The sequence below is a fragment of the Kribbella sp. NPDC051718 genome (assembly GCF_040681515.1).
In the GTDB taxonomy this organism is placed as follows: domain Bacteria; phylum Actinomycetota; class Actinomycetes; order Propionibacteriales; family Kribbellaceae; genus Kribbella.
Genome location: NZ_JBFAYZ010000007.1, coordinates 512,972 through 526,737, shown reverse-complemented (window position 1 = coordinate 526,737; position 13,766 = coordinate 512,972). Strand labels below are relative to the sequence as shown.

Annotated in this window: 7 protein-coding genes; 6 read left to right on the top strand and 1 reads right to left on the bottom strand. The window is 67.3% G+C overall.

The genetic code is table 11. The features are described from left to right. The first annotated feature begins 15 nt into the window (after positions 1-15). The 4 genes from AB0M15_RS27755 (at position 16) to AB0M15_RS27740 (ending at position 9,101) form a co-directional block, all read left to right on the top strand. On the top strand, positions 16-1,179 hold the full coding sequence (locus AB0M15_RS27755) for a Gfo/Idh/MocA family oxidoreductase (RefSeq protein ID WP_363824382.1): 1,164 nt from the start codon (positions 16-18) through the stop codon (positions 1,177-1,179). Beyond that, the gene (gene xylA, locus AB0M15_RS27750; RefSeq protein ID WP_363824381.1) at positions 1,176-2,336 is read left to right on the top strand and encodes a xylose isomerase; all 1,161 of its coding nucleotides are present in this window, start codon (positions 1,176-1,178) and stop codon (positions 2,334-2,336) included. Before AB0M15_RS27755 ends, xylA begins: the two co-directional genes overlap by 4 nt. A gap of 99 nt (positions 2,337-2,435) precedes the next feature. After that, positions 2,436-7,823, top strand: a complete 5,388-nt coding sequence (locus AB0M15_RS27745) for a ThuA domain-containing protein (RefSeq protein ID WP_363824380.1) — start codon at positions 2,436-2,438, stop codon at positions 7,821-7,823. 276 nt (positions 7,824-8,099) lie between these two features. Beyond that, positions 8,100-9,101, top strand: a complete 1,002-nt coding sequence (locus tag AB0M15_RS27740; RefSeq protein ID WP_363824379.1) for a sugar phosphate isomerase/epimerase family protein — start codon at positions 8,100-8,102, stop codon at positions 9,099-9,101. Between the two features lie 165 nt (positions 9,102-9,266). Here AB0M15_RS27740 and AB0M15_RS27735 read toward each other — a convergent pair whose 3' ends face one another. Further along, positions 9,267-10,214 carry a DUF1996 domain-containing protein gene (locus tag AB0M15_RS27735; protein ID WP_363824378.1) on the bottom strand — a complete coding sequence of 316 codons (948 nt, stop codon included), beginning with the start codon at positions 10,212-10,214 and terminating at the stop codon, positions 9,267-9,269. A gap of 253 nt (positions 10,215-10,467) precedes the next feature. Here AB0M15_RS27735 and AB0M15_RS27730 point away from each other — a divergent pair, with 253 nt between their 5' ends. After that, the gene (locus tag AB0M15_RS27730) at positions 10,468-12,651 is read left to right on the top strand and encodes a discoidin domain-containing protein (protein ID WP_363824377.1); all 2,184 of its coding nucleotides are present in this window, start codon (positions 10,468-10,470) and stop codon (positions 12,649-12,651) included. Between the two features lie 99 nt (positions 12,652-12,750). Further along, positions 12,751-13,766 (top strand): LacI family DNA-binding transcriptional regulator (locus AB0M15_RS27725; RefSeq protein ID WP_363824376.1); only part of this gene is annotated, 1,016 nt, incomplete at its 3' end.

Here is a 13,766-nt window from a genome sequence, read left to right as displayed (position 1 = left end):
GAGGAGCACTGAGGTATGACGAACCTGGGCATCGGCCTGGTCGGGTACGCCTTCATGGGCGCCGCCCACTCACAGGCCTGGCGCAGCGCACCGCGCTTCTTCGACCTGCCACTGCAGCCGGACATGACCGTCCTCTGCGGCCGCAACGCGGAGGCACTCCAAGCGGCCGCGACCAAGCTCGGCTGGAGCCAGACCGAGACGGACTGGCGCAAGCTGCTCACCCGCGACGACGTGCAGTTGATCGACGTCTGCACGCCGGGCGACAGCCACGCCGAGATCGCGATCGCCGCGCTGCAGGCGGGCAAGCACGTGCTCTGTGAGAAGCCGTTGGCGAACACCGTCGCGGAGGCCGAGCAGATGGCTGCCGCGGCCGCCGAGGCAGCGGCCAACGGGATCAGGTCGATGGTCGGGTTCACCTACCGCCGGGTGCCGGCCATCGGGCTGGCCCGCAAGCTGGTTGCCGAGGGCAAGCTCGGTACCATCCGGCACGTGCGGGCGCAGTACCTGCAGGACTGGATCGCCGACCCCGAGGCGCCGTTGTCGTGGCGGCTCGACAAGGAGAAGGCCGGCTCGGGTGCGCTCGGCGACATCGGGGCGCACATCGTCGACCTGACGCAGTACATCACCGGCGACCTGATCACTGAGGTGAGCGGCCAGCTGGAGACCTTCGTCAAGGAGCGCCCGGTGGCTGCCGCCCACAGCGGACTGTCGGGGGAGGCCGGTACCGAGCGTGGTCCGGTCACCGTCGACGACGCCGCGATCTTCCTGGCCCGCTTCAAGGAAGGCGCGCTCGGCGTCTTCGAGGCGACCAGGTTCGCGACCGGTCGCAAGAACGCGATCCGGCTCGAGATCAATGGCAGCAAGGGCAGTCTGGCCTTCGACTTCGAGGACCTGAACGAACTGCATTTCTACGATGCGACCGAGCCGGCCGAGACCGCCGGCTTCCGCCGGATCCTGGTCACTGAGCCGGTGCACCCGTACGTCGCGGCCTGGTGGCCGCCGGGTCACCTGCTCGGTTACGAACACGGTTTCACCCACCAAGTGGTCGATCTGATCACCGCGATCGCCGAGGGCGCAGACCCCGCGCCGTCGTTCGCGGACGGCCTGCAGGTCCAGCGTGTGCTGGCTGCGGTCGAAGACAGCTCGGCCTCCCGACAATGGCAGGAGATCCCCTCATGACCTCATATACCCCCACCAAGGATGACAAGTTCTCGTTCGGCCTGTGGACCGTGGGCTGGGAAGGCGTCGACGTCTTCGGTACCGCCGTCCGCGCCCCGCTCGACCCGGTCCTCGCGGTCGAGAAGCTCGCCGAACTGGGCGCCGCCGCGGTGTCCTTCCACGACGACGACCTGGTCCCCGACGACAGCACCCGCCAGCAGGTCCTCGACCGGTTCGGCAAGGCGCTGGCCGACCACGGCCTGGTCGTCGAGATGGCCACCACCAACCTGTTCAGCCACCCGGTCTTCAAGGACGGCGGCCTCACCGCCAACGACCGCGACGTACGCCGGTACGCGCTGGCCAAGATCCTGCGCAACGTGGACCTGGCGGCCGAGCTCGGCGCGAAGACCTACGTGTTGTGGGGCGGCCGGGAAGGCGCCGAGTCCGGCGGCTCGAAGGACGTCCACGCGGCGCTGGACCGGTACAAGGAATCGATGGACCTGCTCACCACTTACGTGCAGGAGCAGGGCTACGACATCCGGTTCGCTCTCGAGCCGAAGCCGAACGAGCCGCGCGGCGACATCCTGCTGCCGACGATCGGCCACGCGCTCGCCTTCATCAACGACCTGGAGCACCCTGACCTGGTCGGTATCAACCCCGAGGTCGGCCACGAGCAGATGGCCGGGCTCAACTACGCGCACGGCATCGCCCAGGCGCTGTGGCACGGCAAGCTCTACCACATCGACCTCAACGGCCAGCACGGTCCGCGGTTCGATCAGGACCTGCGTTTCGGCGCCGGCAACCTGCGCGAAGCCTTCTGGACGGTCGACGTCCTGCAGGGCACGGCCGGCGGACCCGGGTACGACGGCTACGTCCACTTCGACTACAAGCCGCCGCGTACCGAGGACCTCGAAGGCGTCTGGGAGACCGCCCGCGGCTGCATGCGCAACTACCTGATCCTGCGGGAGAAGGTGCAGGCCTTCCGCGCCGACCCCGAGGTCGCCGAGGCACTGGCCGCCGCGCGCATCACCGAGATCACCCAGCCGACCCTCGGCGCCGGTGAGACCCTCGCCGAGTTGCGCAAGGCAACGTTCGACCCCGACGCGCTGGCTCAGCGTGGCCTCGGTTTCGAGCGCCTTGACCAGCTCGCGATGGACCACCTCCTCGGCGTCCGTTAGCAGCACCCGTTCTTCGTCGTACCAGGGCCGAAAAAATCCGAGGACCCGCCTCGGAACCGTATGGAGCGCGCGCCTTATCCGACCCATGAGGAGCACCCCATGATCCAGCTTCGCAGGCACGGCACGCTCATACGCGCCCTCGTGCTCGCCTTGATCGCCGCTGTGGCGATCCCGTTGTCGGCGGTCACCGCCCAGGCCCATCCAGGGCACGGCGACGACACCTTCAACGCGTTGATCTTCAGCAAGACGGCCGGGTTCCGGCACGACTCGATCCCGGCCGGGATCCAGGCGATCAAGGATCTCGCGACGGAGAACGGCTTCACCGTCACCGCGACCGAGGACGCGGCGATGTTCAACGACACCGAGCTGGCGAAGTACGAGGTGGTCATCTGGCTGTCGACCACCGGTGACGTGCTGAACGCGGACCAGCAGGCAGCCTTCGAGCGGTACATCCGCAACGGCGGCGGCTACGCGGGCATCCACGCGGCCTCCGACACGGAGTATGACTGGCCCTGGTACGGCAAGCTCGTCGGCGCGTACTTCGACAGCCATCCGGCCGGTACGCCGAACGCGACGGTGAAGGTGGAGGACCACGCGCACCCGTCGACGGCCGACGCGCCGACGCTGTGGCCCCGGACCGACGAGTGGTACAACTATCGGACCAATCCGCGGGACACCGTGCACGTGCTCGCCTCGCTGGACGAGACGTCGTACACCGGCGGCAACATGGGCGTCGAGCACCCGATCGTGTGGTGTCAGGACTACGACGGCGGCCGCGCCTGGTACACCGGCATGGGTCACACGATCGAGTCGTACGCCGACCCGACCTTCCGCAAGGAGCTGCTCGGCGGCATCAAGACCGCGGCCGGTGTGCAGCCCGCGGACTGTGGCGCGTCGCTGAGCAACAGCTACGAGAAGGTCACCCTCGACGACGACACCGCGAACCCGATGGAGCTGTCGATCGCCAAGGACGGCCGGGTCTTCTACATCGACCGCAACGGCGCCGTGAAGATCATCAAGACCGACGGCACCGTGGTCACCGCCGGCACCCTCGACGTCTACACCGGACAAGAGTTCGGGTTGCTGGGCATCGCGCTCGACCCGGCCTTCGACCAGAACGGTTTCATCTACCTGTACAACTCGCCCGCCACCGGTGGGTCCTTCGACCAGGTGTCGCGCTACAAGGTCACCGGTGACACGCTCGACATGTCGAGTGCCAAACAGGTGCTCCAGATCAACACTCAACGCAATGAGTGCTGCCATGCCGGTGGAGCACTGGAGTTCGACGGCGACGGCAACCTCTACATCGCCACCGGTGACAACCGGAACCCGTTCGACTCCGACGGCTACTCGCCGATCGACGAGCGGGCCGGCCGGTCGGCCTGGGACTCCCAGGGCAGCGCCGCGAACAGCAACGCCCTGAACGGCAAGGTGCTGAAGATCCACCCCGAGGCCGACGGCACGTACACGATCCCGGCAGGCAACCTGTTCCCGGCCGGTACGGCGAAGACGCGCCCGGAGATCTACGCGATGGGCTTCCGGAACCCCTTCCGGATCGGCATCGACCCGACCACCAACCACCTCTTCGTCGCCGACTACGGCCCGGACGCCGGCCAGTCGTCGCCGACCCGCGGCCCGGACGGCCGGGTGGAGTGGAACATCCTCGACAAGCCGGGTTTCTACGGCTGGCCGTACTGCGTCGGCAACAACACGCCGTACAACGACTTCGACTTCGCCACCAGCACTTCGGGTCCGGTCTTCAACTGTGCGGCCCCGGTCAACAACTCGCCGAACAACACGGGTATCGCTCAGTTGCCCGCTGCTATCCCGGCGACGATGTGGATGGGCAAGTCGACCACCGGCGTACCGGAGATCGGCGGCAGTGGCGCGCCGATGACGAGTGGCGCGTACAAGTTCGACCCGGACAGCGACTCGCCCCGCAAGTGGCCCAAGTACTTCGACGGCAAGGCCGTGTTCGCCGACTGGAACGACAGCCGGTTGTTCTCGGTGCAGCTGAAGGACGACCGCGCTGGTGTGGCGGACGTGTCGCGGATGCTGCAGAAGATGAACTTCATCCGGCCGCACGCCTTGCAGTTCGGGCCCGACGGCGCGCTCTACGTGATCGAGTGGGGTAGCGGGTTCGGTGGCAACAACGCCGACTCCGGGATCTACCGGATCGACTACGTGCAAGGCAACCGGGCACCGCTCGCGCAGTTCAGCACGGACAAGACGTCCGGGCCGGTGCCGCTGACGGTCGCCTTCGACTCGACCGGCTCGAGAGATCCGGACGGGCAGGCCGTAACGCTCGCCTGGGACTTCGACGGCAACGGGACGACGGACAGTACGGAGGCCAAGCCGTCGTACACCTACACCACGGCCGGCGTGTTCACCGCCCGGTTGACGGTGACGGATCCGGACGGCCGGACGGCGGTCTCCAACAAGACGATCACGGCCGGCAACACGGCGCCGACGATCACCGTGGAGGGGCCGGTCGACGGCGGGTTCTTCGACTTCGGCGACACGATCAAGTACAAGGTCACCGTCACCGATCCCGAGGACGGCACGATCGACTGCAACGACGTGATCACCCAGCCGGCTCTGGGGCATGACGAGCACGCACACCCGTACGAGCAGTACCACGGCTGCACCGGGACCTTCCCGCTGCCGGGTGACGACGGCCACGTCGGGGCGAACATCTTCGGCATCGTGACGGTGACGTACACCGACAAGGGCGCGCCGGGCACCGGGCGGATCACCACCCAGAAGGTGGTCCAGCTCCAGCCGAAGACGCGGGAGGCGGAGTTCTTCAACGAGACCGGCGGTCCGGGTTCGACCGGCGGCGTCCAGACCGAGGACACCGGTGACGTCGCCGGTGGCGGCAAGAACATCGGCTTCATCGAAGACGGTGACTGGTGGGGCTGGAAGCCGACCAACCTGACCGGGATCAACCAGATCCAGTTGCGGGCGGCGTCTCCGGACGCGGGCGCGACGGTCCAGGTCCGGCAGGGCTCGCCGACGGACGGCCCGATCGTTGCCACCATCAACGTCACTCCGACGGGTGGCTGGCAGACGTACGGCAACTTCACCGCGGACGTGTCCGGGGCGTCGCTCTCCAGCGGACCGCTGTACTTCGTCAAGACGACGGGTCAGCTGAACGTCAACTGGGTGAAGTTCATCGGCAAGGGCGTGACCGAGAACCAGCGCCCGAACGTGTCGATCGCCGCGTCCACCCTGCAGGGCAAGGCGCCGCTGAAGGTCGACTTCACGGCGACCGCGACCGACCCCGAAGGGGATCTGCCGCTGTCCTACGAGTGGAGCTTCGGTGACGGTTCGACCGGCACCGGAGCGACGATCAGCCACACCTACACGACCTCCGGCACCTTCGACGCGACCGTCACGGTGACGGATGCCAAGGGCGCGGCCGGTACGTCGCACGTACAGATCAAGGTGGACGCGAGTGCTCCGCCGACCTGTCTGACCGGTCGCTCGGACGGCTTCGAGGGCACCACCCTCGACACCGGCCGCTGGAACGCCATTGTCAGAGGCAACCAGGAACTTGCCGTGAGCAACGGCAACCTGAACCTTCCGCTGACGGCGACCGACATCTACGGCACCGGCAACACGGGTACGCCGAACATCGTGCTCCAGCCCTTGCCCGCGGGCGCCTGGCAGGCGACCACCAAGATGACGTTGCCGGCCCGACGGGCCTACCAGCAGGCCGGGTTGATCATCTACGGCGACGACGACAACTACGCGAAGATGGTGCTGCAGGGCCGCAACACCAGCGGGCCTTCGGCGGCGGACCGGATCTTCCAGTTCATCCGCGAAGAAGCGGGGGTGCCGAACGAGGTAGCGGCGTCGAACACGGCCAACCTGGGTGCGGCGTACCCGGACACGGTCTGGATCCGGTTCACCAGCGACGGGCAGAACCTGCGGGCGTCGTACAGCGCTGACGGCGCGACGTTCGTGGACATGCCGGAGACGAAGCAGCTGGCCGGGATCAGCAACCCGAAGATCGGGCTGTTCGGCCTCGCCAACCAGGCGGCCGCGCTGCCGATCACGGCGCAGTTCGACTACTTCAGCATCACGCCGGACGACACCGCCGAGGTACCGACCCCGGACGACCAGTTCGACGGATCCACCCTGAACGCCTGCCGCTGGTCGGCGAGCGTGCGGCCGGACGCCTCGGCGTACCGGGTGACCGGTGGCAGCCTCGAGATCGACACGAGCAAGGGCGACATCTACGGTACGACCGCCACGAACCCGAAGAACCTGCTGCTGCAGCCGGCTCCCGACGGTGACTGGACGATCGAGACCAAGGTGGACGGGTCCGCGTTCAACGAGGCCTACCAGCAGGGTGGCCTGATGGTCTACGGCGACGACGCGAACTACGTGAAGTTCGACTTCCTCACCACCAACAGCCCTGGTGGCACGGTGACCCGGGGGATCGAGCTGCGCAGCGAGGTGAACAACGTCGTCCAGGATCCGCAGCCGAACGCGCCGTCACCCAGCCAGGGTGTCTGGTACCTGCGGCTGGCGAAGGCCGGTACGAAGTACACCGGCTCCTACAGCTCGGACGGACTGGAGTGGACGGCGCTGCCGCCCGTCACCAATACCGCGCTGAGCTCGGCGAGCTTCGGGATCTACGCCTTCGGTGTCGACCAGGTCGCGTCGAAGACGGCGAAGTTCGACTACTTCAAGCTGGTCAAGGACAACGTCGCTCCGCAGGTCACCCTGTCGGTGAACCCGTCGGCTCCGTCCGGCGACAACGGTTGGTGGAACGACACGGTCGTCGCCACCGCGATGGCGACCGACAACCAGCCGGGTCAGCTGTACATCGAACAGAAGGTCGATGACGGCGACTGGGCCGAGTACACCCACGCGATCAACCTCACCGCCGATGGCACCCACACCGTCCAGGTGCGGGCCAGTGATACGGCGGGCAATGTATCCGCGCCGAAGTCGGTGACGGTCAAGATCGACAAGACCGCCCCGGCGACCACGGTCACCGGCCTGACAGCCGGTACCGAGCTCGGGGTGTCGAAGCTGGCCACCGTCACGGCGACGGCCACGGACGCGCTCTCCGGCCTGGTGGGCGTGACGCTGACCATCGACGGGCAACCGTTGGCGGCCAACGGCAAGCTCGACGGCATGCTGCTCGGCCTGGGCGCGCACGAAGTGATCGCCCGGGCGACCGACAAGGCCGGCAACATCGCGGTCACGAAGGTTCCGTTCACCGTCATCGCCACGTACGACGAGGCCATCGAGGTGGTCAAGCGGTACCGCGATGTCAGGACGCTGCCTCTGGACCCGACCGTGGTGATGAAGGTGCAGCTGCGGGCGGCCCAGCGCGAACACAGCAAGGGCCGGCTCGACGCCGCGCGCGCGGCGATGGACAACTATCTGGCGGAGGCGGCCCAGGTCGCCGACGTACCGGCCAGGACGTTGCTCGTCGCCATCGGCCAGGACCTCAAGCGGAGGATCTGACCCCATGCTCGTCGCCGTGTGGCACTGCACCCTGTCCGACGCGGAGAGGCGGACAGGAACTCTCACGACCCGGGGTGGTTCGGCCCCGTCCCGGGTCGCGGGGGAGCGGTGCCACCCGGTCGGCGGGGGACCGGCCAGTCCGGTTCCTGTCCCCGGCGCCGCGACCAGCGCTCCGGCCGCGGCGCCGCGGGACACCCCCACCAACCACCACAACCGCCGCCGAAGGCGGCGTGCGCTTAGTTTTTGTTTTTATCTTTTGTTTCTAAGGAGTTTGTGATGGCTCGACCGATCACCTTGTTCACCGGCCAGTGGGCCGACCTGCCGTTCGAAGAAGTGGCTCGGCTCGCCTCCGAGTGGGGCTACGAAGGGCTGGAGATCGCTTGCTGGGGTGATCACCTGGACGTCCGGAAGGCGGCGGAGGACGACGGCTACGTCCGCAACCGGCTGGACATCCTGGAGAAGTACAACCTGAAGGTCTGGACGATCTCCAACCATCTGCTCGGCCAGGCGGTCTGCGACGACCCGATCGACCAGCGGCACCAGGCGATCCTGCCCGGACACATCTGGGGCGACGGGGATCCGGAGGGCGTCCGGCAGCGGGCGGCCGAAGAAATGGCCACCACCGCGCGGGCTGCTCGCGCGCTGGGTGTCGACGTGGTGGTCGGCTTCACCGGCTCGTCGATCTGGAAGACCGTGGCGATGTTCCCGCCGGTGCCGCAGGCGATGGTCGATGCCGGGTACAAGGACTTCGCGGACCGCTGGAACCCGATCCTGGACGTCTTCGACGAAGTGGGTGTGAAGTTCGCCCATGAGGTGCACCCGTCGGAGATCGCCTACGACTACTGGTCGACGACGGCGACGCTGGCGGCGATCGGCCACCGCGAGGCGTTCGGCCTGAACTGGGATCCGAGCCACTTCGTCTGGCAGGACCTCGACCCGGTCGGCTTCCTCTGGGACTTCAAGGACCGGATCTACCACGTCGACTGCAAGGACGCGAAGCGCCAGGTCGGCAACGGCCGCAACGGCCGGATGGGCTCCCACCTGGCCTGGGGCGATCCGCGCCGCGGCTGGGACTTCGTCTCCACCGGCCACGGGGACGTCCCCTGGGAAGCCTGCTTCCGGATGCTCAACACGATCGGCTACACCGGCCCGATCTCGGTCGAATGGGAAGACGCCGGCATGGACCGCCTCGTCGGCGCCGCCGAAGCCCTCCAGTTCGTCCGGTCCCTCGCCTTCGACCCACCCACCGCCTCCTTCGACGCGGCCTTCTCTTCCTGACAACCACCCAACAACTGGCGACCTTGAACACCAAACGGCGACCTCGGACATGAAATAACGTGTCCGAGGTCGCCGTTTGGTGTTCAAGGTGCGCGGTTCTGTACGGCCGGCGGGCCCTGCGGTGCTGTCCCTTTCCCCAGTTCCAGCACCGCAGGGAGTTTTCGGTTAGATGGTCGGAATGGTCGGGCGGCCCGGGAGGCGGTAGTTGTCGCCGAGGACCTGGCCGCGGTCGGGCTTGTAGAGGTCGAAGCCCTTGCCGTTGCACTGCAGGCCGCCGTTGATGCAGTGGCTCACCAGGGCAGCCAGCGTCGGCGGATCCCATGCGTTGAAGAAGTCGTAGTGCCAGGTGTAGCCACGACCGCTGGCGAACCTGGTCCCGGCCATGTCACCACTGGCCTCGAACGAGATCTTGAACTCGAGCATCGGCACGGCGACCGGGTGGTCGGCCGGGCAGACGTAGTTGACCGGGTAGGCCATGTGGCTCTTGTGGTCGGCGGAGTCCAGGTTGACGCCGTCCCAGCAGCTCGGGGCCTGGTACCGGACGTTCACCTGGGTGCCGGGGGTGCAGTACGCCGGGATGTCCCAGCTCTTCGAGATGTCGCCGCACTCGAAGCCCTCGACCGCGCCGGGGGAGTTCTTGAACTGGTCCAGCGTCGCGCTCGGGCTGCCGACCACGAACCGGATCCCTGGCGGGAACGGACGGACGTCCTGGTACCGCAGGATGCCCGACTTGTAGTAGATGGTCTGCCGCCAGGTCTGCGGCACCGGGTCGTTGTTGCGGAACATCGTCGGCCACCAGTACGCCGACAGGTCGTCGGGGTTGAGACAGGTGGTCTGGCCCGCGCCGGCCGCGGTCAGGCTGTTGAGGGTGGTGGCCGCGTTCGTGGTGGCGTTGCCGACGAAGCTGTGCTCATGGGACGCGCCCGGCATGTTCGGGAACACGATCGGGTCGTTGGTGGCGCGGTGGTGCACGTTGCAGTTGACCTGGAACTCGTGGTGCGTGACCAGGTCGTCGGCCTGGGCCTCGGAACCGGCCACGGCGGCGAGCGCCGAGGCGATCAGGACGGCGGCGATGCCGCCTGCGGACAGGGCTGTTTTCCTTCTGGTGAACACGGATCTCCTCCTGTTCGGGGGATTCCGCGGGGGCGGTAGTTCAGGCAACCCGCGGTGGGACATCGCGGGAGAGCGCTCTCTGAGACAGCCTCTGCCGGGGCTCTCCGGCTGTCAAGTGCTTGTTGGTTCCGGAACCGCCTGAGCGTGACGAGCCGTTGACAACGCGGTAACACGGGGGCAACTATCAGAGCGCGAGAGAGCGCTCTCTGACACCACCCGCCCCACTCTCGCACTCCAGCGAAGGAGTACCCGTATGGACTTCGCGACCCGCCGCGTCCGGCTGCAGCCCTCCCGGCGCAGTCATCGCGGCCGATCGGCGATCGCCGCCACGGTCGCAGCAGCCGTCGTGCTGCTCGGCAACGTCGTACTACTGGCTCAACCCGCGCAAGCGGCCACCCTGCTGTCCCAAGGGCGCCCGGTGACGGCCTCGTCATCGGAAGGCGCCGGTACTCCGGCCACCGCCGCAGTGGACGGCGATCTGAACAGCAGATGGTCCAGTGCCTGGCAGGACAACCAGTGGCTGCAGGTCGACCTCGGCGCCACCTCGAGCATCAGCCAGGTCGTACTGCGCTGGGAAGCGGCCTATGCGAAGGAGTACCGGATCGAGGTCTCCGGCAACGGCCAGGACTGGAACCCGATCTACAGCACGGTTGCCGGCCCCGGCGGCAACGAGACGCTCAACGTCAACGGCAGCGGCCGGTACGTCCGGATGTACGGCGTCAAACGCGCCAACGGCTACGGCATGTCCCTGTACGAGTTCCAGGTGCTTGGTACCGGCGGGGACAACGGTCCGCCGCAAGGCACTGGCACGGTCCATGTCTCTGGCAGCCAAGGGAACTGGCAGCTGGTCGTCAACAACGCGCCCTGGCAGGTCAAGGGCCTGACCTGGGGCCCGCCCGCCTCGGAGGCCGGCGCCCGACTGCCCGCGCTGAAGCAGATCGGCGTCAACACCGTACGTACCTGGGGAACGGACGCCTCCTCCAAGCCACTCTTCGACGCGGCGGCCGCGAACGGCATGCGAGTGATCGCCGGTTACTGGCTCCAACCTGGTGGTGGACCTGGCAGCGGCGGTTGCGTCAACTACGTGACGGATGGGACGTACAAGGCGAACATGCTCGCCGAGATCCGTCGCTGGACCACGGAGTACAAGGACAACCAGGGCGTGCTGCTGTGGAACGTCGGCAACGAGTCGGTGCTCGGCATGCAGAACTGCTTCTCCGGCACGGAGCTCGAGAACCAGCGGATCGCGTATGCGCGCTTCGTGAACGAGGCGACGCAGGCAATCCATGCGATCGACCCGAACCACCCGGTCACCTCGACCGACGCGTGGACGGGTGCCTGGCCGTACTTCAAGCAGTACACGCCTGATCTGGATCTGCTCGCGGTCAACTCGTACGGGCACATCTGCCAGGTCAAGCAGGACTGGATCAGTGGCGGATACAACAAGCCGTACATCGTGACCGAGGCCGGGCCCGCTGGTGAGTGGGAGGTGCCGAACGACGCGAACGGCGTACCGGACGAGCCCACCGACGTCCAGAAGCGCGACGGCTACCTTGCTGCCTGGAACTGCATCACCGGGCACACGGGTGTCGCCTTGGGTGCGACGTTGTTCCACTACGGCGTTGAGGACGACTTCGGCGCTGTGTGGTTCAACCTGACGCCTGGTGGTCAGAAGCGGCTCTCGTACTACGCCGTGCGGCAGGCCTTCGGCGGCGCCGGCGGCGGCAACACAGCTCCGGTGATCAGCAACATGACGCTGAGCCGGACGACGGATGTACCGGCCGGCGGCACGATCACCGTGACCGTGAACGTGTCCGACCCTGACGGGGACGCGCTGACGCACGAGTTCAAGGTCGGCGGCAAGTACATCGACGGCAGCGGCGCTCTGGTCGGTACGCCGTCGAGCGGGAACGGGCCGTTCACCGTGACGGTGCCCGAGCGGCTCGGGGTGTGGAAGCTGTACGACTATGTCCGCGACGGCAAGGGCAATGTCGGGATCGAGACCAAGTCCTTCCGGGTGGTGGCCCCGCCGGTCCAGGGCACGAACATCGCTCGTGGCAAGCCGGCGACGGCTTCGTCGTACCAGCAGGTCGGGAACGGTGCGCCGTACCCGCCGTCGAACGTGACGGACGGGAACAACACGACGCGCTGGGCGAGTGACTGGTCGGATCCGCAGTGGGTGCAGGTGGATCTCGGGTCGGTGCAGTCGTTCAACCGGATCCAGCTGATCTGGGAGGCGAGCTTCGCCCGGGCGTACCGGATCGAGGCGTCGGACGACGGCAACAACTGGCGTCCCGTCTACACGACTGGTGATGGCAACGGCGATGTCGACAACATCGCCTCGGGTGGGTCGGGGCGTTATGTCCGGATGACCGGAACCCAGCGTGGTACCGGCTGGGGCTACTCGTTGTTCGAGTTCGGGATCTATCGCAACTGACCGATCGGCTTCAGGTACGGCGGCCTGTGGGCAGCAGGCCGCCGTACCTGTGGATATCTCGATGAGGGGGAGAGCTTGACGCAGCTACGATCCGGTGCCATGAACAGCAATCGGCCGACTCTGGAAGACGTCGCCAAGGCGGCCGGCGTCTCCCGTGCCACCGCGTCGCGGGTGATCAACGGCGTGCTGACCGTCGATCCCGCGATGCAGTCGAAGGTCGAGGCGGCGGTGCGGACCACCGGCTATGTTCCGAACACGGCGGCCAGGTCGCTGGTCACCCGGAAGGCGGGCGCGATCGCCTTGGTGATCTCGGGCTCGGACGGCTCAGCCGAGCAGGTGCTGGGCGACCCGTTCTTCGGCCGTATCACCTCAGGCGTCGTGAAGAGTCTGCTGCCGCAGAAGGTCCATCCGACGCTCGTACTGGCCGACTCGGACGCGGCTCGCGCAGACGCCGTCGCCTACGTCCGCCAAGGCAAGGCTGACGGCGCCCTACTCGTCTCCACCCACTCCGACGACACCCTGCCCGGCCTGTTCGTCGACGCGGGCATCCCGGCCGTCCTCTTCGCCCGCCCCGGCCGCGACGTACCGATCAGCTACGTCGACCTGGCCCACGAGCGTGGCGCCGCCCTGGCCGCCGACCACCTGGTCGCCCGAGGCTGCCGCCGAGTCGCCACCATCGCCGGCCCCAGCGACGTACCGGCCGCCCAGGACCGCCTCACCGGCTTCCGGCACGCCATGGCGCGGCACGGCCAGGCCTACGTCCCCGTTGCCAAAGGCAACTTCACCCGCGAAAGCGGCGAACAGGCAATGCTGGAACTCCTGGCCGCCCACCCCGACCTGGACGGCATCTTCGCCGCCAACGACCTGATGGCCACCGGCGCCCTGAAAATCCTCCGTTCCCACCACCGCAACATCCCATCCGACGTAGCAGTAATCGGCTTCGACGACAGCGAACCGGCTCACTCCACCCGCCCCCAACTAACCACAGTCGCCCAACCAGTAGAACAAATGGCCGCCGAAATGGCCCGCATCCTCCTCGCCCACATCGAGGACCCAACCCTCCCACCCACCTCAGTAATCTTCGACCCCCACCTAGTCCCCCGAGAATCAGCCTA